The sequence below is a fragment of the Thermosynechococcus sp. OHK43 genome, from assembly GCF_014466085.1.
GTDB lineage: Bacteria > Cyanobacteriota > Cyanobacteriia > Thermosynechococcales > Thermosynechococcaceae > Thermosynechococcus.
This window is the reverse complement of the sequence record NZ_JACOMP010000090.1, coordinates 1-18334: the sequence shown is the minus strand read 5'-3', so window position 1 is coordinate 18334 and position 18334 is coordinate 1. Positions and strand designations below refer to the sequence as shown.

Below are 18334 nucleotides of genomic sequence, written 5' to 3'. Positions count from 1 at the left end.
TCTCACGAGTATTGGGAACTATCTCCCTAATTTGGTGGCGATCGCCATCATTGTTGCCATCACCTATTACCTCTTGAAAGGGGTGCGGGCAATTTTTAGCGCGATTGAAAGTGAACGCCTCGTCATCCCCGGTTTCTATACCGATTGGGCAAAACCCACCTATAACTTACTGCAAATTTTAATTATTGCCTTGGCGGCAGTCGTTGTCTTTCCCTACTTACCCGGCTTTGATTCCCCAGCCTTCCGAGGTATTTCTGTGTTTTTGGGGATTCTCTTTTCCTTGGGTTCCACCTCGGCGATCGCCAACGTGGTGGGCGGCGTCATTCTCATCTATACTCGCTCCTTTCAGGTGGGCGACCTCATCCAAATCGGCGATGTCAAGGGGATTGTGGTACAAAAAACACTCCTTGTCACCCGCATTTGTGCCTTCAACAATCAAGTGATTACAGTCCCCAACTCATCACTGCTCAACAACACGGTCATCAATTATGCTGTGGCCATTCGGGAAATGGGTCAGCCCCTGATTGTGCAAACCACGATTACCCTTGGCTATGATGTCCCTTGGCGCGATGTTTATAAGGTCATGATTGAGGCGGGCCGCCGCACCGCCAACATCCTTGACGATCCTCCCCCCTTTGTCCTGCAAACTGCCCTAAATGACTACCACATCGCCTATGAGCTGAATGTTTACACCCGTAACTGGCAGGAGCTGCGCTATACCCTTTCTGAATTGCATCAAAACCTCCAAGATGCCTGCAATGAAGCAGGTATTGAAATCATGTCACCGAGCTATTTAGCACTGCGGGATGGCAACACCAGCACGATTCCCAGCACCTACTTAGGGGACGACTATCTTCCCCCCGGATTCCGCATTAGGCTACCCAAATAGCACCAGGTGGCTGCTAGAGTGGGCCTAAGCAATGTTTGGAGCAGCGGCTCATGAGTCTTCTTGGCAATCTCATTTGGTTGATCTTTGGCGGCTTCCTCACGGGCATTGGCTATATGCTTGGCGGTGTGACGCTGTGCCTGACGATCATTGGCATCCCCTTTGGGATTAAAGCCATTCAACTGGGTTGGAGTACGCTCCTCCCCTTTGGCAAGCACATTGTTGAGGCGCCTGATGCCAATAGCACTCTAACGATGATCTTTAATATTCTGTGGCTTTTGGTCGTGGGCTGGGGCATTGCCCTGAATCACCTCTTTTGGGGGTTGCTCTTGGCGGTGACCATTATTGGCCTACCCTTTGCGCGGCAGCACTTCAAACTCATGATTTTAGGATTACTGCCCTTTGGCCGCGAGTTGAGGTGAGTGTGAATCGTTGGGGGCTAGGGTGCCCCCTCGATACTTAGTCTAAAGTCCTACTTGAGGATGCCAAAGTAGTAGGCGGCAACCAAGAAATTAATGGCTAACAGTAGCACAGCCCAGAAGGTGCGGAAAGCGTAGGTGGGTTTTGCAGATTTTGTTGCCATAGTTGACATCCTCGTGATAGAAAACAGTAACTTTATTATATGCCGATAGTCTCCTGTCCGCGGAGGGAGACGTGATATACTGCCAATCAAACCTAGTTACGAGCTAGACTGCCCAGGGTCTGGAAAGTTAAAAAACAATCCAAAGCCCAAGGTCAGCCTAAAAGTTGCTAGAGTATATTTTTAAGGTTGCTGATTCGCGATAAGGGTTCTGCTTATGTCTAGTGCATTGTCCGTTACAGATGCCACCTTTGAACAAGAAGTATTAAATAGCGATATTCCTGTGTTAGTGGATTTCTGGGCACCTTGGTGTGGGCCGTGCCGCATGGTGGCACCCGTCGTTGATGAAATCGCCAATGAGTATCAGGGCAGAGTCAAGGTCGTCAAGGTCAATACTGACGAAAACTCTAAGGTGGCGACTGACTTTGGCATTCGCAGTATCCCGACGCTGATGATTTTTAAGGGTGGCCAAAAGGTGGATATTTTAGTAGGCGCGGTGCCAAAAACCAAAATTGAGGCGACTCTTGCCCAGTTCCTGTAGGTTGAATTAGGTTGAATTTACCCCTACAGCTATGGTTCCTGCTGAGCCAGCGATCCTCATTCATGTCAATGGCACTCCTCACACCTTGAGGCGATCGCTCTCGATTCCAGAACTCTGCAACCTACTGAATATTCACCCCCGCCTGGTTGCCATTGAATACAATGGTGAGATTTTACATCGGCAGTTTTGGGAAACGACCTATGTACAGGCGGGCGATCGCTTGGAAATTGTCACAATTGTCGGTGGCGGCTGATGCGCTGGTGGCGATGGCCTCTGATTGCGCTGCTGGTTTATCTGTGCACCCTTAGCCTTGGAAGCTGTGCTGGGCTGATTACGCCCCGTGGCAACCAATTGGTGACCGCCGTCACCTCAGACCCGAAAACCTTTAACTATGCCCTGAGCCAAGAATCCCCCAATGTCTTTGGCTATCTCTACACAGGGTTAATTCAAGAAAATGGCTTCACGGGTGAACTAGAGCCTGCCCTTGCTGAGTCTTGGGAAATTAAGCCGGAAACCCTCGAGATTGTCTTTCGACTCAGGCCGAATCTGAAATGGTCGGATGGTGTGCCCCTCACCAGTGAGGATGTGGTTTTTACCTACAATGAAATCTACTTCAATCCTGAGATTCCCACCAGTAGCCGCGATATTCTCCGCATTGGCCAGAAGGGGCTGCTGCCGGCAGTGACCGCCCAAGGCGATCGCCAAGTCACCTTTAAGCTCCCGGAACCCTTTGCTCCTTTTTTACGCAATGCTGGATTGCCGATTTTGCCCGCCCATCTGCTGCGGGAAGCGGTACGACAGCGGGATAGCCAAGGGCGGTTGAAGTTCCTGTCTATGTGGGGCACAGACACCGACCCGCGGCAAATTGTCGGCAATGGCCCTTTTGTCATGGATCGCTATGTGAATGGCCAGCGGTTGATTTTTCGCCGCAATCCCTTCTATTGGCGATCACCGCTGCCCCATCTGGAACGCTTTATTTGGCAAATTGTGGAATCCACCGACACCGCCATGCTGCAGTTTCGCTCAGGCGGCCTGGATTTATTTGCCGTCACCCCTGAGATGTTTGCCCTTTTGAAACGCGAGGAAAAGCGCGGCCAGTTCACCATCTACAATAGTGGGCCAAGTCCCAACACCCTCTTCCTTTGCTTTAATCTCAATCGCGGTCGGCGCAACGGCAAGCCGCTGGTGGATCCCGTGAAGTCCGAGTGGTTTAATGATGTGCGGTTCCGTCAGGCAGTGGCCTATGCCCTCGATCGCCAGCGGATGATTAACAACATCTACCAAGGTCTAGGGGCGCCCCAACATTCAACGATTCCCGTCCAAAGTCCCTTTTACTTCTCGCCGGCACAGGGGCTGCCCACCTACAGTTACGATGTGGCCAAAGCCAAGGCATTACTCCAAGCGGCAGGCTTCCGCTACGACGATCAAGGTCGCCTCTTTGACGCCAAGGGGAACCGCGTCCGCTTTTCCCTGATAACTAATGCGGGCAACAAAATCCGTGAGGCAATAGCAACGCAAATTCAGCAGGACTTAGGGGCGATCGGCATGCAGGTGGATCTGCAATTTTTGGCCTTTGGTACCCTCGTAGATCGCCTCTCCAATTCCCTAGAGTGGGAAGCCCATATCCTCGGCTTTACCGGGGGGGGCAATGAACCCAATAGCGGGGCCAATATCTGGCGCGTGGATGGCCTTTTGCATACATTCAATCAGCAACCGTCACCGAATCAACCACCCATTACGGGGCGAGTCGTCGCTGACTGGGAGCGGCGCATCAGTGATCTGTATGTCCAAGGCGCCCAGGAGCTAAATCTAGAACGACGCAAGCAAATCTATGCTGAAGCCCAACGCCTGGCTCAGGAATATCTCCCCTTTATCTACCTGGTGAATCCCCTCTCCCTCACCGCTTTTCGCAATCATGTCATTGGCGCGAATCCCACCGCCCTGGGGGGTGCCCTGTGGAATCTCGATGAACTGAAAGTGGCAATGGCGGCAGCGGATTAGGCCCCTTCAGAGTCAGGTTCTCTAGGGCTTGCCTCGCTGTCTGTGGCTAACTGTACTTTGGCCTGTTGCCAGAGGACTTCTAGTTCTTCTAGGGTGTAAGTCTCCAGGGGGCGATCAATAGCCGCCTCAATGCACGCCAAGCGTTGAATAAAGCGTTGATAGGTTTGTTGCAGGGCATTAACAGGATCCAGTTGGCACCAGCGGGCGAGGTTAATCACACTAAAGAGGAGGTCTCCCAATTCCGCAGTCTGTTGCTCAGCATTCCCTTGCAAAAGCGCCTCCTGAAACTCCGCCAGTTCCTCGTAAAATTTCTCCCATGCACCGCTAATAGTCGGCCAGTCTAGGCCAGCGCGACTCGCTCGCTCACCAATTTTCATCCCTGCCATCAGGGGTGGGAGGGTACGGGCATAGTGTTGCAGCTTTTGACTCAGGGGGAGGGGATCTTCGCTACCTTTTTCAGCCGCTTTGATTTGCTCCCATTGGTCACGCACCTCTTGAGCAGTGGTGAGTGCTACTTCACCAAAGACATGGGGATGGCGACGGATCAGTTTCTCGGTAATTCCTTGAAGGACTTGAGCAAGGGTAAATTGGCCGGCTTCTTGGGCAAGTTGGCTCTGGAGAACAACTTGAAGCAACAGGTCTCCCAATTCTTCGGCGATCGCCGCCGCATTTCCCTCCTGCAGGGCATGTACCACTTCATAGGCTTCCTCAAGAACATAGGGAACGAGACTGGTTGGGGTTTGCTGCAAATCCCAAGGACAGCCTCGCTCTGGATGGCGCAGCTCTCGAACCACATCAATCAGGCGTTGAAATTGCGTCAAGGCCTCTGGCAAGGGGGGTGGCACATAGAGCTGTAAAGGACAGTTGGCATCGGTGAGCTCCGCCAATTCCCCAAGGGTCAGGGGGATACTCTGGTGTTGGGCATCAATCAGCGTTAAGGGCGTCTCCAAGGGCCAATGGCGGCGCAACTGCTGTGCCAAACGGTGGGCGATCGCCAGCGTCGGAATCTCCGTAATCAAGCCGCCCTGAGGCAATTGAATCGCTTCTGTCAAAACAGTTGTGGCAGGCAAGACAGTGAGGGGCATGGCCATAGGCGGAATGACTGGACGCTGCATGACTATTGCTTGCCTATCATCGCCAATTTTCTGGCCCCAGTGCTAGGGGTCTCCCCCGTCTTAACCACATGGCTAGCTGGACTGGATCGATCACCAAAGGCAGGATTGAAGGTTTTTTGCCCCATTTTGCTCTGGTCAGCGGTGGGAGTATGTCACACTAAATGTAACAAAACATTTCGTAGGTTGAACATGGCCGATTTTCTCTTGCGAGCAACTGCTGCGGCCGAAGGCATCCGTGCCGTCGGTGTCATTACCACTCAACTCACTGATGAAGCCCGCAAACGTCACCAACTGTCCTACGTGGCCACAGCGGCGCTGGGACGAACCATGGCCGCAGGCTTAATCCTTGCCTCCAGTTTCAAGCAGCCCCAAGCACGGGTGAACGTGCGCATTCAGGGCAACGGTCCCCTAGGAACCATTTTTGCCGATGCCGGTGCCGATGGCACAGTTCGCGGCTATGTGCAGTACCCTAGTGTTGAACTGCCCCCCAATGCCAAGGGCAAATTGGATGTGGGGGCGGCGGTGGGCCATCGGGGATATCTCTACGTCATCCACGATCTTGGCTACGGCTACCCCTATTCCAGCACAGTGGAGCTAGTCTCCGGCGAAATTGCTGAAGATATCACCTACTACCTCGCCACCTCAGAGCAAACCCCCTCCGCCCTGATATTGGGTGTTTTTGTCGAAGAGGCGGGGGTAACTGCCGCCGGTGGGTTGATGTTACAGGTGCTACCCAAAGCCGCCAATGATGAACACCTGATCGCGACCCTCGAACAACGGGTGGCCAATCTTAAGGGCTTTACCCCACTGCTACAGGCAGGGCGGACACTGCCAGAGATCTTTCAGGAACTCTTAGGGGATATGGATTTGCACATCTTACCCCAACGGCAAATGGTGCGCTTTCACTGTGGCTGTTCCCACGAACGGATGTTAGGGGCACTCAAGCTCCTAGGGGAGGCAGAATTAAGAGATATCCTAGCCACAGAGGCAAAGGCAGAAGCCACCTGTCAGTTCTGTAACGCTGTCTATTGGGCGGATCAGCCGATGTTAGAGCAGTTAATTGCCGAGTTGGCCACTGCCTCAGTTTAGCCGTTGCCCTGAGGAGCTTGCCGGATGTCCAGTGTAGTTACAACTGCCCAACCTCCGTTGCATTTTCTCCCCCAGCGGTTTAGCTACCCCGTCTGGTGGACAGTGGCAAGACTCCTGCCCCTCTATATTCGGTATGGTCTTGGGCTCCAGCGGGTTGAAGGGGTAAATGTGGAGACCCTTGCCCGTTATTACCAGCAGTTTCAGCAGGGACAGGTACGGCTCCTCATTGCCTTTCGCCATCCCTGTACGGATGATCCGTTGGTCATGGGCTATTTGATGTGGCATCTCCTGCCGCAAACAGCACGGCGGCTGGGCATTCGCTTGCGTCCCCCCACAAATGGGTATTTTCTCTACGATCGCGGGATTCCCCTCTGGGCAGGGGCCCAGATTGGTTGGCTCTTTTCACGGTTGGGGGGGATTTCAATCATGCGCGGTAAGCTCGACAGCCAAGCCCTGCGATCGGCGCGGGAGTTACTTGTAGGGGGACGATTTCCCCTAGCGGCAGCGCCGGAGGGAGCAACGAATGAACACAACGAACTGGTCGCACCTTTAGAGCCGGGGGTGGCACAATTGGGATTTTGGTGTCTGGAAGATTTGGCTAAGGCGGGGCGATCGCTGCCTGTGGTCATTCTGCCCATCGGCATTCAGTACAGCCTCAGTCAGCCCTCTTGGGAGCGCATGGCAAAGCTAATGGCACAACTGGAGAACCGCCTTGGGTGCCCTACAGATTCTCAGCATACCCAGCCAGACGACCTCTACCGCCGCCTGCTGAATTTAGCAATGCACCTTTTGGACCGCCTAGAGGCCTTTTATGCTACCTCCTATGGTCAAGATTTTCCCGAACTGCCCCCCTTTGACTCCCCCAATGCTGAATTGGCAGCACGAATTCAGCGACTCCTCAACAGTGCCCTTGTGGTGGCGGAGTCCTACTTTGGTCTTAAGCCCAGTGCAGATTTTGTCAGTCGCTGCCGACGCATTGAGCAGGCTGCTTGGGAACGGATGTTTCGCAGTGATTTGGCACAACTTTCTAGTGTAGAGCGCTGCTTAGCCGATTGGTTGGCCGAGGAAGCCAATGTGCGATTGCGTCATATGCGTCTTGCGGAGCGATTTACCTCAATTACGGGTAGCTATATCCGCGAGAAATTCACGATTAATCGCTTTGCAGATGTAGTGCTGATTCTCTGGCGCACGTTGGATTGGCTAGAGGGAAAAAGCCCGAATCTGAATCGCTTGGTGGGTTTGCGGCAGGTGCGCCTGAGTGTCGGAGAGCCTCTCAATTTAGAGAGCTATTGGCCTCTGTATCGGCGCGATCGCCAGGGGGCACGGCAAGCCGTGAAGGAAGTGACTGATCAGATTCGCCAGCAATTTGAAGCCTTAATTGTGCCTACGGAAGCTTAGGGGGATTCAAGTTTGAGGTCTCAGCAAAACACAGGAGCGATCGCCCCTGTTGGAGCTTTGGAGCTGCTGCAGTCTTCTAAAGAGATCACTGGTCAGTTGTTAGGCAGCACTTTTTGGGCAGCTGGCATCGTCATTGCCAGTACTCAAGGGAGCACCAATGATACCTTGACCTCACTTCCCCACTGCGGGTAGGGCTGAGCATCATCGAGTAAAATTGGCAGAATCTGGATTGCTTGTTCACAGTGCTGGGCCGCTTGAAGGGCCAAGCGAGCCAACCCCGGCTTGAGGGTCTAGCAATCCCAAAAGATATTCCCCTCAGGGAACACCGCCCAGGCTTGCCTCTACCGCAGAAGTTCCACACCCCTACGCAACGCACCCAGCGAAGGCGCTTGGGCATTGACGGGAAAACCGCCACACTGACCAATCACCCCGCCCTGCAGTCCCAACATCTCATCGTGGGAGACCATGGAGTAGAGGTCGCGCCCACTCACCCGCCGCCCAGTAACATAGGGAATAATCAGCGCATCCCAGCGGGAACGATGGTTGGGGATCAAGATCACTGGACCACTTTTGGGCACCTGCTCCTGCCCTTGCACCCGAAGGGTACGAATATAGCGCCGCAGGCCAAAATCCCCCACCAGACGGTCCATCAGAGGAGTGAGGAGAGCAGACTTGACAGAATCTTGCATCTGGCCTGAAGCGTGACCCGGCTGTAACACACAAAGACTAACCTAGGGAGATCGCCCCCCTCTTGCCAGGGAGGGCTAAGCAGTTCGCAAATTGGCAAGTCAATTGGCAAACCAAGGGGGGTTATCAGTTGTTGGCAATACTGAGAATCCAAGTGCCAACGTAGCGCATCAAGGGAATATCACCGGGGGAACCAATGCGGGCATTGAAATAGTACATGCCGCCATTGTTGGGGTTGCGGACATTGTTGAGGATCACCTGTACGGGGGTTCCGGCCGGAATCACTTCCGCAGGCACAATGTCAATGACGCGATTATCGGGATCAACGGACACTTCAGCAAGTGGGATTTTCTGACCCAGGTCACGGCGAAACTGGAAGAAGCTGTTGCCGCGATTACCCCCGATGCGCACTTCAATGCCTTTAGGATCAATGATGCCGGTGTAATAGTCAGGATAGGTGATATTAATGCGGTTGATGGCCACTTTTTGCTGACCCAGACGCAGCCAATAGCGATCGCCCATAAAACCGGGGGTGCCGTTATCTAAGTGGTATTGCAACTGCTGTCGGCCACTGGGCCCGTCACCCCAGGTAAACGTAAAGCCCTGATTGGCTTGGGCACGCACAAGGGCAGGGGTCACAGGACCCAGACTACACCCCAACAGAATCAGAACCGGTAGGAAACGCTTCACCATAGACAACCCTATTACACGACACCACAGATACCTGACTTTCAGACGGGGAGGATTCGCTTCACGTTCCCCTACGGATCAGTCTGCTTAGTATCCTAACGGCAAAGAATCACCATGGCCAAGAAAAACTCAGCTTTATTGAGAGACTTTCCCTTAGTTGCTGGTTTGCTGCACCAATTGAGCAAAGAATCCGCCACGACTAGTGACACTGGAGGGAGCATCCTTATCAGCCATTTGCACGGCCACAATTTCTGAGGTGAGCACCGTTAACTTTTTGCCCACTTGGCGATCGCACGTCAGTTCGAGGACAGTTGGGGTACCACTGGCCATGGCCTGCTGAATTTGCTGATAGGCCGCCGTCGCTGCTGCACTTTCCTTGCGTTCAATACTGACGGGCATGGGGACATGACGCAGAACTAAATCAATTGTGTACATTATGTTCCTTCCTCCTCAGACTAAGGGGGTAATATTCAATGTAAAACGCTGTGGCCAGAAAATTATCGCTGACTCAACGTGCTTGTCCACTGCTGGTGCAGCGATCGCAATAGGGGCACATCCACATAGGTTGTCCAACCCACCTCACCACGCAGAACCTGAAAGGGATAGTCCGGTTCCCCTAGGCAATCCAAGACAAGTGCTGCATCACGAAAATCATGATCCTTGGTGTAGTCGGTAATCGTGATAATGGTCGCTAGGCGACTGGCGGTGGCGGCCTGAATTCCATTGGCCGAATCCTCAAAGGCAAGGCACTCTTGGGGTGAGAGACGCATCTTTTCAAGTGTGTAGAAGTAAATGTCGGGCGCAGGTTTCTTGGCTGGAACCACATCCCCAGCAGCGATTATCTCAAACCACCTGACGCCATCAGGAGCGAGCGTATTTTCAAGGAGTGCAGTAACATTGGCAGGGGTGGTCGTGGTGGCGATCGCCAAACGTAATCCTGCTTCACGGGCTTCAGTGAGGAGCCGTTTCACCCCCGGCCGCAGGGGAATAGCCCCTTCCGCCAATAGCTCGGTATAATAGCGGGTCTTGGCCTTGTGTAAATCGGCAATCAGAGCATCCAAATTTTGGGGACGTGGCCAATCGGAACGAAAGCACTCAAGGTAATACCTTATCCGCTCCTTGCCCCCAGCCACCGCCAGGAGTTGACCATAGAGGGAAACATCCCATTCCCAATCTAGACCAGCGGCGGCAAAGGCCTTGTTGAAGGCTACACGATGGCCATCCCGCTCCGTATCTGCTAAGGTGCCATCAACATCAAAGATCAGGGCTTTAAGGTGTGCCATAGCAAGCGGTATTGCTCCCTGCTGGGGAAACCTAAACATTAGGAAAACATTAATTGAATGACTGTAATTTTACTAGCCGTACTCCCATTGCCTGACGATTGGCTATTGGTTCACGAAATTGCCATGTTTCCTCAGGGCCAAGACCATAAACCCGTACCGCCACGGTCCCAACTTGCTGACCGCGTTGATCAAAGAGTTCAAAGTCCCCCTGAACTAGGCGAAAATAGTCTTTACTGTAGTTTTTAAGAACCCCGACAATAAACGGTGTACCACCCTCAATGTGCCACTTAAAGTCCGTCATCACTACCCCTTTTTGACCAAGGGAACCCTCGATCAACTGCTGCAGCCGTTGCTGTTGCTGCCACTGACCAAGGTGATAGCTAAAGATCACCAGTAAACTAACAAAGCCAGCAGCGATCGCCACCACCCACGGGGCAGAGGAAGCATACACAGGGGCAGCTAGGGCTGGGTTGAGAGGGCGCAGATCAATAACCTCTTCCCAATCGGGTTTAGGCGAACCCTGTATGCGGCCAATAATTTTAATGCGGTCAATATCATCGAGGTGAAACTGTCCCAAGCGAGACTTGAGAAGATCCGCTAGGGCAGAATAATGGGCAACGGTGCCGGGGGGTTTGTTCAAAATAATGTTTAATTGGTTGCGAAACTGATTGACTTGCACAACAAGGGCGTGTTCTGAAAGCACCTCTTGAAGTGCTTCGCGAATTTCCTCAACTTGTAGTAGCCCCATGCCCGCAACCCCTACTTTGTGGCAACAGAATGACTGCTGGGAAACTTTTGCCTACCAATGGTCAAGCTACCCTTCTATGTGCCAGTGTACACAATGTGCCAGTGATACAGCTCTGTCAATTTACAGTGTTTTGCGGGAGCGGTGCGCAGGCCGACAGCGATCGCAATGGCCACAGTGGAATCCCCTTGCCTCAGTGGCAAAACCAAAGGCTTGGAGGAGAAACTGCCAGCGGCAGCCCCGCTGATAGAGGAACTCTTGCATCAACTGTTCTTGAGGGTCTTTGGGCGGGGGTGGCACCTGTGCCAAGGGTTGACGGCAATAGTGAAAGGGGTCTTGCCAGCGGAGTGCCCCCTGTTGATGCAGTAATGCCAGGGTCAATTCCACCTCAGGAAAGTGTTGCCGCAGTTGCTGAAGATTGCCCCGCAGGGGCAGCTGCGCCTGCAGTGCCATGGCGCGATTGTAAGTGTCTTGACTTTGGCGCTGAAAAAAATACCAACGCTGTTGATCTTCGCGATCCAAACCCCAGCGATCGCTCACCAAAACCAGTGCCTGTGCCGGCTGACCATCCCGCCCAGCCCGTCCCACCTCTTGGAGATATTCACTGAGTTGCAGGGGCGGCTGGTAGTGACAAATCCAACGCACATTGGGTTTATTGACTCCCATACCAAAGGCATTGGTACAGACCACAAAAGGCAGTTTGTCCTGCAACCAATCGCTCTCAATTTGGCGTCGCTGTACTGCCGGTAGTCCGCCATGGTAAGCGCTGCTGCGGTGTCCCTGCTCCTGAAGCCAAGTGGCAAGGGTTTCACAATCGTGGCGGGTGCGGGCATAGATCAATCCGCAGGTTCTCCCCTGCTGCTTGAGAAATTGCTGGAGACAATGGCGGCGATACCCCCGACTCCACACAGAACGTACGGCCAAATAGAGATTGGCCCGATAGGGGCTGTGAATGATCTGTACAGGCTGTTCTAGACCTAAAACCTCAATCAGGGTGCGTTGGGCATGGGGATCGGCAGTGGCGGTAAAGGCAGCGATCGCCAGGGGTGGCTGCTGAGGTTTACATTGGCGAAGGGCAGGGCGCACCGTTCCCAAGCGACGATAAGCGGGTCGAAAGCGATCGCCCCACTGCACAAGGCAATGGGCTTCATCCACAATCAAGCCATTGAGTTCCACTTCTGCTGAACAGAGGCGCTGCCAAAGAGGGCTAGAAAATAAGGACTCCGGCGAAAGATACAGCAAACGGTAGTCCCTTAGGTGCGAGAGAATCTGGCGGCGTTGGCTGCTGGGCAGTTCACTGTGATAGGCTGCGGCCGCAAGACCCCGTTGCCGCAATTCAGTGATCTGATTTTCCATGAGGGCAAGCAGCGGCGAAACCACCAGCGTCAATCCCCGTTGAAGCACTGCTGGCAACTGAAAACAGAGACTTTTGCCCGCTCCTGTGGGCAGCACAACTAGGGCGTCCCGTCGTTGCAAGAGTGCTATCATCACCTCTGCTTGGGGCGATCGCAACTCAGAATAGCCCCAGTATTGCTGTAGGGCAGCCTGTATCGGCTTCAAATCGGCCTCTGGCATTCCACTGGCCTAAACCCTGAGATCATTCAGCGCTGCAAAAAGCGGCACAGTCTTCTGGCGGCAGCAAGAGCAGTCAATTTAGAATCAATCTAGAATAATTTTAAGCAAAAAATCCTAGGATACCTAACACCCTTTAGACCTATCACTGTTGCCGAAGTGTAAAACGCTTATGGAGATGAACCTATGGGCATGAAATTTGTGCCGCTGGTATGCGTGGCAATGTTGGCAGCGGTGGTCGCTCCGGCAACTGCCCAAAGCCGCCGCCAACCCATTAATCCGCAACAATTCCCGGTTACTCAGCCCACCTTGCCCCAAGCCTTTGAACGCATTGATGACAGCCAAAGGTACTGGCAGGATGAATCCATCGCTGGCGATGCCGCTTTTACATTTGGTGCTCCTAGCTATCGCGATAACGACATCATCAAGCGGGCAGAGCGAATCAACTATGTTTCTAAGGATGGGTGGTATCAGCAAAGCAATCAACCTCCTGTCCGCACCCGTGATCTCGATAGCCCCTTCTGTACCTCGATGTACGGTACGCCCTTTCCCTGTAATTTGATGGTGGAGTCGCCGCTGCCACCCTCGCAGCCGCCCTTCTTTGCCCCCCCACCCCGCCCAAGAGCTATGCCAGCTCCGCCAGTACGCGCCCTGTATTGACAGTTTCTGGAAAGCGTTAACGATTGGGGGGCCCTGCCCCCTTTTTGGGCTTGTAAGGGGCGATCGCCAAGGAAAAACTGTAGCATCTCCTATGGAGTTCCGTTAAAATAGATTGCAGTGATTAAAAAAGCATTAATAAATATTTTCTCTTTCTTAAAAGTGTTCCCACTGAACCGTTAGCTAGCTTTTATTTGTCTGATTACTAGCAATCGCAGAACTTATCGTATATTTCTTTTTATCCTGTTGCCCGTTGAAGGGCTGGCTCCTCCCCTCTTGAATCCTGTTAAGCTCTCTCCCAAGAGAATCTATAAAACCCATCCCCTATTCAAGCTTCTATCAATTGTTCTCCTATTACACATACCTCACTGATCCATAGGTTCTCCCTAATTATGCTTCCCCTTCAAGAACGCCTCTCAATTTTTATCGATGGAAATAATATGTTCTATGCCCAGCAGAAAAACGGCTGGTTTTTCGATCCCCGTCGTGTTCTCGAATTCTTCACCCGTGATCCCAACATTGTATTGGTGAATGCCTTTTGGTATACCGGCCTCAAGGATATGCAAGATCAGCGTTCGTTTCGCGATGCGCTCATTAACCTTGGCTATACCGTGCGCACAAAGCTGTTGAAAGAATACTACGACGAAGCCCTTGGCAAGTACTACCAAAAAGCCAATTTAGACATTGAAATTGTGATTGATATGTTCAACACCGTTGGTCAGTACGATCGCGTAGTTCTCTTTAGCGGGGATGGTGATTTTGAGCGAGCGATCGAATTGCTGCGTTCCAAAAACACCCATATCACAGTTGTTTCCACCGAAGGGATGATTGCGCGGGAACTGCGCAACGCCACTGATCGCTACATTGATCTCAATGAAATTCGCCCGTTTATTGAAAAAATTGACCCGCAAAATTCACAAAATTCAAATTAAAAAGCGCACCCAGCATTGCCAGATGCGCAAATCCTAGCGTATTTTCTTAGGTGCCTAGAACAGGCCAAGGGTGAGGGACTTATCCAAGGGGAAAGCAGCACCAATACCCAGCCACAGCGTCACCAGTGTGCCAAAGAGGAAGACCGTCATCGCCACAGGACGACGGAAAGGATTTTGGAACTTGTTGACACTTTCAATAAAAGGAATCAGCATCAAGCCCAAGGGAATGGAGGCATTGATGAGCACACCTAACAGCTTGTTGGGTACCACCCGGAAAATCTGGAAGGTGGGATAGAGGTACCACTCCGGCAAAATTTCCAAGGGGGTGGCAAAGGGATCCGCCGGTTCACCCACCATAGCAGGATCCATCACCGCCAGACCGATCACCAGAGCGATCGTGCCCATAATCACCACAGGGAAGATATAGAGCAGGTCATTGGGCCAAGCAGGTTCGCCATAGTAGTTGTGGCCCATGCCTTTTTTCAGTTTTGCCCGCAGAGCCGGATTCGTTAAATCAGGCTTTTTCAAAACTTTTGCCATAAATCAATCGTTCTCCTAGAGGGTCAGCAAGGGGGAGATTACTTGGAGCATAACAAGGGGAACCGCCGAAAATAGCAGGCTCTGTTACATTTCTTGATGCTTGGCTTACAGGGGACCCGAAATGCCCTGCTTACGAATCATCAGGAAGTGCATCAGCATAAAGACAGCGATCGACCAAGGGAGCACAAAGGTGTGCAAACTATAGAAGCGAGTGAGGGTCGCTTGACCGACACTTTCACCCCCACGCATCAGTTCCACCAGTTGGTCACCCACCACGGGAATCGCTGCAGGGATACCGGAAACGATTTTGACCGCCCAATAGCCCACTTGGTCCCAAGGCAGGGAGTAGCCCGTGACACCAAAGCTGACGGTAATCACCGCCAAGACCACACCCGTCACCCAAGTGAGTTCGCGGGGTTTCTTGAAGCCGCCGGTAAGATAGACCCGAAAGACGTGCAAAATCATCATCAAGACCATCATGCTGGCGGACCACTTGTGAATGGAGCGGATCAACCAGCCAAAATTGACCTCATTCATGATGTACTGCACAGAAGCAAAGGCTTCAGCCACCGTAGGTTTGTAGTAAAACGTCATGGCAAAGCCTGTGGCAAATTGGATGAGAAAACAGGTGAGGGTAATGCCACCAAGACAGTAAAAAATGTTTACGTGGGGCGGCACATACTTGCTGGTGATATCGTCAGCGATCGCCTGAATTTCGAGGCGTTCCTCAAACCAGTCGTAAACTTTGTTCATAACAGTGATTAGTCCTGCGAAACCGCTGCTTTACTTTGAAAAATGTAACATAAGCCCTCTCAGACTTTCCACATTCAGTTACAGCCCTTTTCCCAGGGGTAGAACACCCTGAAAACTGTGAAAACCTAGAGATTGGCCTCCCCTTGATGTATCCCCCTTCATAGAAAAGGGATGCCCAGGCGCTTTCAGGTTGATTGGTGCCACCTACCGTCCGATAATAAAGTCTCAACAGCTTCAGGACGCCTTGGAGCTGTATCCTCTACTACCTGCAGCATAACGACCGCTTGGGAGGCTTTGAGATGAATCTGTTGAAGAAACTGTTTGGTGCTATCTTTGGCCTATTTGGGGCGATCGCTAAGCTCTTTGGCTTGGGCAAAAAGAGCGAATTTTACATTGAATTAGATGACAACAGGGCTGCCCCTGCTGCACCGCCAACCCCTACGAAAGCGACAGAACCTGCCCCGACCTCTGAACCTGCTGCTGCACCTCAACCCGCTCAAGCCGTTGCCGCAGCACCCACCCCCGTTGCTCCAGCTCCAGCAGAACCCACACCGACCCCTGTTCCTTACACCCGTTTTACCCGTCGTCGTCCGGGAGCCAATATGGCTGCATTCTTGAACATGGCGCGGCAAGTTCGTCCCTCGACCTAGGAAAACTCATTCACAGAGCATTCGATGCAAAGGGGCTGTTTGATGTCGGAATGCCCCTTTTTTTGTCCAAGGCATCGTCTCCGCGCATTGCAATATCTCCCTAGTTGCAGTAGGATTCTGGCAAATTGTGAGAATCACAGCTATGGGTCAACAGCCGTCAAGCGGATGGGCAGCCGCCAAAATTGTTGCAGGGTTACTCCTCCTCTTTACCGTTGGTGCCTGCGAGGCGGATACTACTACCACCGCTCCAACAGCAGAAGGGCTACGCATTGGTTCATTATTGCCCTCAACCGGTGACTTAGCCTCCGTGGGAACCCCCATTGCTGAGGTGGTACCCCTGCTGGTGGAAACGGTAAATGCCTGTGGTGGTGCTAATGGCCAGCCCGTCACGCTCATTGCTGCCGATGATCAATCTAATCCCGCCTCTGGGGCAGAAGCGATGACGAAGTTGGTCGAGATTGACCGAGTTGCAGGGGTGGTTGGCTCCTTTGGCAGCAGTGTCTCGAACGCCGCAGCCGATATTGCCACCCGCGGTCAGGTGATGTTGATTTCTCCGGGCAGTACTAGTACACTGCTCACAGAACGGGCCAAGAAAGGGGACTTTAACGGCTATTGGGCACGCACTGCTCCCCCTGATAACTACCAAGCCCAAGCCCTCGCTCAACTGGCCAAACAGCAAGGCTATCAAAGGGTTGCTACAGTTGTCATCAACAACGACTACGGCCGCAGCTTTGAGCAGGAATTTACCCGTGCCTTCAAAGCCCTAGGGGGCACAGTGATCAATGAAGACCGCCCAACCCGTTATGATGAGCGGGCAACCACCTTCACAACAGAGGCCGCTGCTGCCTTTGGCGGCAAACCTGATGCGGTGGTGGCGATCCTGTATCCGGAAACTGGCAGCTTGCTCCTAAAATCTGCTTTTGAGCAAGGCCTGACTCAAAATGTGGCTATTCTCCTCACTGATGGTGTGAAGTCTGAAAGTTTTCCAGAGCAAGTGGGACGCACCCCCGATGGCAAATATATTATTGCCGGCGCCAAGGGCACCGTTCCGGGTGCCGATGGTAAAGCTCTGGCTAAACTCCAAAAACTCTGGAAAACAAAAAAAGGTGGTGATCTCCCTGCTTTTGGCGCTCAGGCTTGGGATGCCGCTGCGCTTCTTGTATTGGCTGCACAGGCCTCCGGACAAAATACCGGTGAAGGAATTCGCAACAAATTGCGCGATGTGGCCAATCCACCGGGGGAAGAAGTGGATGATGTGTGTGCCGGGCTAGCTTTACTGCGGGAAGGCAAAGAAATTAACTATCAAGGCGCCAGTGGCAATGTGGATATTGATGAAAATGGGGATGTTGTGGGAGTTTATGACATTTGGGAGGTCACCGATGACGGTAAATTAAAGGTAATTGGTCAAGTCAATCCCCAAAAACCCTAGGCATGGCAAGCACGTTTTCCTTTGATATTGTGAGTGATTTTGACTGGCAGGAGCTGGTCAATGCGGTGGATCAGACTGAGCGAGAGATCAAGGCCCGCTATGACCTTAAGGATACCCAGACTACCCTTGAACTGACAAAAGAGGGACTGACGATTCACACCGATAGTGAGTTTACCCTCAATTCAGTGCAAACGATTCTGCAGCAGAAGGCAGCGAAGCGGCAGTTGTCTCTGAAAATTTTTGACTATGGGCCTGTGGAGCCAGCGGGGGGCCAACGGGTCAAACAGTTGATTAAGTTGCGGCGTGGTATCCATTCAGAGCTAGCCAAGGAAATTAGCAAGCTCATCCGCAATGAATTTAAGAAAGTGCAGGCCTCCATCCAAGGGGATGTGGTGCGGGTCAGTGCCAAGTCAAAGGATGACCTACAAGCGGTGATCCAACGCCTGAAAACGGAAGATTATCCTGTGCCATTACAATTTACAAATTACCGCTAGTGGTTGAAGGGGCATGTTGGGGTCTGTATCGCTGGGAACTTTGGGGTTAATTGTTGGTGCACTGCTGACAGGGGTGGGGGTGGTGGCCTATGCTGCGGGGAATGCCACCTTGAATCTGGCTGGCTTTTTCTATGGTGTGCCCCTACTGTTGGGAGGATTGGCCTTAAAGGCGGCAGAACTCAAGCCGGTGCCCTATCGTGAAGCCCCAACCCCGGAGGCGATCGCGGGCCGTAGCCAAGCAACACCTACCCAAACCCAAATCCGTAGGGATGTCACTCGCTATCGTTATGGT

23 protein-coding genes are annotated in these 18334 nt (G+C 52.6%); 13 read left to right on the top strand and 10 right to left on the bottom strand.

Going from position 1 to position 18334, the window contains the following annotated elements:
• Positions 1-889 (top strand): mechanosensitive ion channel family protein (locus tag H8Q75_RS03880; RefSeq protein ID WP_297040675.1); only part of this gene is annotated, 889 nt, incomplete at its 5' end.
• Between the two features lie 50 nt (positions 890-939).
• Positions 940-1308: a YccF domain-containing protein gene (locus H8Q75_RS03875; protein WP_024125730.1), complete on the top strand. Its 369-nt coding sequence runs from the start codon at positions 940-942 to the stop codon at positions 1306-1308.
• 50 nt (positions 1309-1358) lie between these two features.
• Here H8Q75_RS03875 and H8Q75_RS03870 read toward each other — a convergent pair whose 3' ends face one another.
• Complete coding sequence (locus tag H8Q75_RS03870) at positions 1359-1469, bottom strand: photosystem I protein PsaX (RefSeq protein ID WP_081711791.1); 111 nt, start codon at positions 1467-1469, stop codon at positions 1359-1361.
• Positions 1470-1683: 214 nt separating this feature from the next.
• Here H8Q75_RS03870 and trxA point away from each other — a divergent pair, with 214 nt between their 5' ends.
• From trxA to H8Q75_RS03855, 3 genes are read left to right on the top strand one after another with little or no spacing between them, the layout of a single operon-like run.
• Complete coding sequence (gene trxA / locus H8Q75_RS03865) at positions 1684-2007, top strand: thioredoxin (RefSeq protein WP_024125729.1); 324 nt, start codon at positions 1684-1686, stop codon at positions 2005-2007.
• 31 nt (positions 2008-2038) lie between these two features.
• Complete coding sequence (thiS, locus tag H8Q75_RS03860) at positions 2039-2260, top strand: sulfur carrier protein ThiS (protein WP_024125728.1); 222 nt, start codon at positions 2039-2041, stop codon at positions 2258-2260.
• Positions 2260-4008: an ABC transporter substrate-binding protein gene (locus H8Q75_RS03855; RefSeq protein WP_297040667.1), complete on the top strand. Its 1749-nt coding sequence runs from the start codon at positions 2260-2262 to the stop codon at positions 4006-4008. Before thiS ends, H8Q75_RS03855 begins: the two co-directional genes overlap by 1 nt.
• Here the strand turns inward: H8Q75_RS03855 and mazG are convergent.
• Positions 4005-5123, bottom strand: coding sequence for a nucleoside triphosphate pyrophosphohydrolase (mazG, locus tag H8Q75_RS03850; protein WP_024125726.1), 1119 nt, complete (start codon positions 5121-5123; stop codon positions 4005-4007). The genes H8Q75_RS03855 and mazG overlap by 4 nt on opposite strands.
• Positions 5124-5312: 189 nt before the next feature.
• Here mazG and hslO point away from each other — a divergent pair, with 189 nt between their 5' ends.
• Complete coding sequence (gene hslO / locus H8Q75_RS03845) at positions 5313-6212, top strand: Hsp33 family molecular chaperone HslO (protein WP_024125725.1); 900 nt, start codon at positions 5313-5315, stop codon at positions 6210-6212.
• Between the two features lie 24 nt (positions 6213-6236).
• Complete coding sequence (locus H8Q75_RS03840; protein ID WP_297040663.1) at positions 6237-7610, top strand: 1-acyl-sn-glycerol-3-phosphate acyltransferase; 1374 nt, start codon at positions 6237-6239, stop codon at positions 7608-7610.
• A gap of 341 nt (positions 7611-7951) precedes the next feature.
• On the opposite strand, the gene H8Q75_RS03835 is transcribed toward H8Q75_RS03840, so the two are convergent.
• The 6 genes from H8Q75_RS03835 to H8Q75_RS03810 form a co-directional block, all read right to left on the bottom strand.
• Positions 7952-8299, bottom strand: coding sequence for a 1-acyl-sn-glycerol-3-phosphate acyltransferase (locus H8Q75_RS03835; protein WP_297040660.1), 348 nt, complete (start codon positions 8297-8299; stop codon positions 7952-7954).
• A 124-nt stretch (positions 8300-8423) separates the two neighbouring features.
• Positions 8424-8990, bottom strand: a complete 567-nt coding sequence (locus H8Q75_RS03830) for a DUF2808 domain-containing protein (RefSeq protein ID WP_024125723.1) — start codon at positions 8988-8990, stop codon at positions 8424-8426.
• 150 nt (positions 8991-9140) lie between these two features.
• Positions 9141-9422: a hypothetical protein gene (locus H8Q75_RS03825; protein ID WP_024125722.1), complete on the bottom strand. Its 282-nt coding sequence runs from the start codon at positions 9420-9422 to the stop codon at positions 9141-9143.
• Positions 9423-9484: 62 nt separating this feature from the next.
• Positions 9485-10270, bottom strand: a complete 786-nt coding sequence (locus H8Q75_RS03820) for an HAD family hydrolase (RefSeq protein WP_041429271.1) — start codon at positions 10268-10270, stop codon at positions 9485-9487.
• A 49-nt stretch (positions 10271-10319) separates the two neighbouring features.
• Positions 10320-11018, bottom strand: coding sequence for an FxLYD domain-containing protein (locus H8Q75_RS03815; RefSeq protein ID WP_024125720.1), 699 nt, complete (start codon positions 11016-11018; stop codon positions 10320-10322).
• A gap of 120 nt (positions 11019-11138) precedes the next feature.
• Entirely contained in the window at positions 11139-12575 is a 1437-nt protein-coding gene (locus H8Q75_RS03810) for a RecQ family ATP-dependent DNA helicase (RefSeq protein WP_365970646.1), read from the bottom strand.
• Between the two features lie 198 nt (positions 12576-12773).
• Here H8Q75_RS03810 and H8Q75_RS03805 point away from each other — a divergent pair, with 198 nt between their 5' ends.
• Both H8Q75_RS03805 and H8Q75_RS03800 read left to right on the top strand, forming a co-directional pair.
• Complete coding sequence (locus H8Q75_RS03805) at positions 12774-13247, top strand: hypothetical protein (protein WP_024125718.1); 474 nt, start codon at positions 12774-12776, stop codon at positions 13245-13247.
• Between the two features lie 389 nt (positions 13248-13636).
• On the top strand, positions 13637-14176 hold the full coding sequence (locus H8Q75_RS03800) for an NYN domain-containing protein (RefSeq protein ID WP_041429269.1): 540 nt from the start codon (positions 13637-13639) through the stop codon (positions 14174-14176).
• Positions 14177-14230: 54 nt separating this feature from the next.
• Here H8Q75_RS03800 and petD read toward each other — a convergent pair whose 3' ends face one another.
• Both petD and petB read right to left on the bottom strand, forming a co-directional pair.
• Entirely contained in the window at positions 14231-14716 is a 486-nt protein-coding gene (gene petD, locus H8Q75_RS03795) for a cytochrome b6-f complex subunit IV (protein ID WP_024125716.1), read from the bottom strand.
• A 105-nt stretch (positions 14717-14821) separates the two neighbouring features.
• Entirely contained in the window at positions 14822-15469 is a 648-nt protein-coding gene (gene petB / locus H8Q75_RS03790) for a cytochrome b6 (protein ID WP_011056639.1), read from the bottom strand.
• A gap of 299 nt (positions 15470-15768) precedes the next feature.
• Here petB and H8Q75_RS03785 point away from each other — a divergent pair, with 299 nt between their 5' ends.
• The 4 genes from H8Q75_RS03785 to H8Q75_RS03770 form a co-directional block, all read left to right on the top strand.
• Positions 15769-16119 carry a hypothetical protein gene (locus tag H8Q75_RS03785; protein ID WP_024125715.1) on the top strand — a complete coding sequence of 117 codons (351 nt, stop codon included), beginning with the start codon at positions 15769-15771 and terminating at the stop codon, positions 16117-16119.
• Positions 16120-16261: 142 nt separating this feature from the next.
• Positions 16262-17548, top strand: coding sequence for an ABC transporter substrate-binding protein (locus H8Q75_RS03780; RefSeq protein WP_297040644.1), 1287 nt, complete (start codon positions 16262-16264; stop codon positions 17546-17548).
• Between the two features lie 2 nt (positions 17549-17550).
• The gene (locus tag H8Q75_RS03775) at positions 17551-18042 is read left to right on the top strand and encodes a YajQ family cyclic di-GMP-binding protein (RefSeq protein WP_024125714.1); all 492 of its coding nucleotides are present in this window, start codon (positions 17551-17553) and stop codon (positions 18040-18042) included.
• 13 nt (positions 18043-18055) lie between these two features.
• Positions 18056-18334 (top strand): DUF2854 domain-containing protein (locus H8Q75_RS03770; protein WP_297040639.1); only part of this gene is annotated, 279 nt, incomplete at its 3' end.

What these genes read in the sequence shown, in the direction of transcription:
- H8Q75_RS03835 (WP_297040660.1), bottom strand. Translation starts at nt 8,299, where the DNA reads ATGCAAGATTCTGTCAAGTCTGCTCTCCTCACTCCTCTGATGGACCGT.
- H8Q75_RS03780 (WP_297040644.1), top strand. Translation starts at nt 16,262, where the DNA reads ATGGGTCAACAGCCGTCAAGCGGATGGGCAGCCGCCAAAATTGTTGCA.
- H8Q75_RS03840 (WP_297040663.1), top strand. Translation starts at nt 6,237, where the DNA reads ATGTCCAGTGTAGTTACAACTGCCCAACCTCCGTTGCATTTTCTCCCC.
- H8Q75_RS03785 (WP_024125715.1), top strand. Translation starts at nt 15,769, where the DNA reads ATGAATCTGTTGAAGAAACTGTTTGGTGCTATCTTTGGCCTATTTGGG.
- petB (WP_011056639.1), bottom strand. Translation starts at nt 15,469, where the DNA reads ATGAACAAAGTTTACGACTGGTTTGAGGAACGCCTCGAAATTCAGGCG.
- H8Q75_RS03825 (WP_024125722.1), bottom strand. Translation starts at nt 9,422, where the DNA reads ATGTACACAATTGATTTAGTTCTGCGTCATGTCCCCATGCCCGTCAGT.
- H8Q75_RS03855 (WP_297040667.1), top strand. Translation starts at nt 2,260, where the DNA reads ATGCGCTGGTGGCGATGGCCTCTGATTGCGCTGCTGGTTTATCTGTGC.
- H8Q75_RS03775 (WP_024125714.1), top strand. Translation starts at nt 17,551, where the DNA reads ATGGCAAGCACGTTTTCCTTTGATATTGTGAGTGATTTTGACTGGCAG.
- H8Q75_RS03800 (WP_041429269.1), top strand. Translation starts at nt 13,637, where the DNA reads ATGCTTCCCCTTCAAGAACGCCTCTCAATTTTTATCGATGGAAATAAT.
- H8Q75_RS03870 (WP_081711791.1), bottom strand. Translation starts at nt 1,469, where the DNA reads ATGGCAACAAAATCTGCAAAACCCACCTACGCTTTCCGCACCTTCTGG.
- trxA (WP_024125729.1), top strand. Translation starts at nt 1,684, where the DNA reads ATGTCTAGTGCATTGTCCGTTACAGATGCCACCTTTGAACAAGAAGTA.
- thiS (WP_024125728.1), top strand. Translation starts at nt 2,039, where the DNA reads ATGGTTCCTGCTGAGCCAGCGATCCTCATTCATGTCAATGGCACTCCT.
- mazG (WP_024125726.1), bottom strand. Translation starts at nt 5,123, where the DNA reads ATGCAGCGTCCAGTCATTCCGCCTATGGCCATGCCCCTCACTGTCTTG.
- H8Q75_RS03805 (WP_024125718.1), top strand. Translation starts at nt 12,774, where the DNA reads ATGGGCATGAAATTTGTGCCGCTGGTATGCGTGGCAATGTTGGCAGCG.
- H8Q75_RS03815 (WP_024125720.1), bottom strand. Translation starts at nt 11,018, where the DNA reads ATGGGGCTACTACAAGTTGAGGAAATTCGCGAAGCACTTCAAGAGGTG.
- H8Q75_RS03875 (WP_024125730.1), top strand. Translation starts at nt 940, where the DNA reads ATGAGTCTTCTTGGCAATCTCATTTGGTTGATCTTTGGCGGCTTCCTC.
- H8Q75_RS03820 (WP_041429271.1), bottom strand. Translation starts at nt 10,270, where the DNA reads ATGGCACACCTTAAAGCCCTGATCTTTGATGTTGATGGCACCTTAGCA.
- H8Q75_RS03830 (WP_024125723.1), bottom strand. Translation starts at nt 8,990, where the DNA reads ATGGTGAAGCGTTTCCTACCGGTTCTGATTCTGTTGGGGTGTAGTCTG.
- petD (WP_024125716.1), bottom strand. Translation starts at nt 14,716, where the DNA reads ATGGCAAAAGTTTTGAAAAAGCCTGATTTAACGAATCCGGCTCTGCGG.
- hslO (WP_024125725.1), top strand. Translation starts at nt 5,313, where the DNA reads ATGGCCGATTTTCTCTTGCGAGCAACTGCTGCGGCCGAAGGCATCCGT.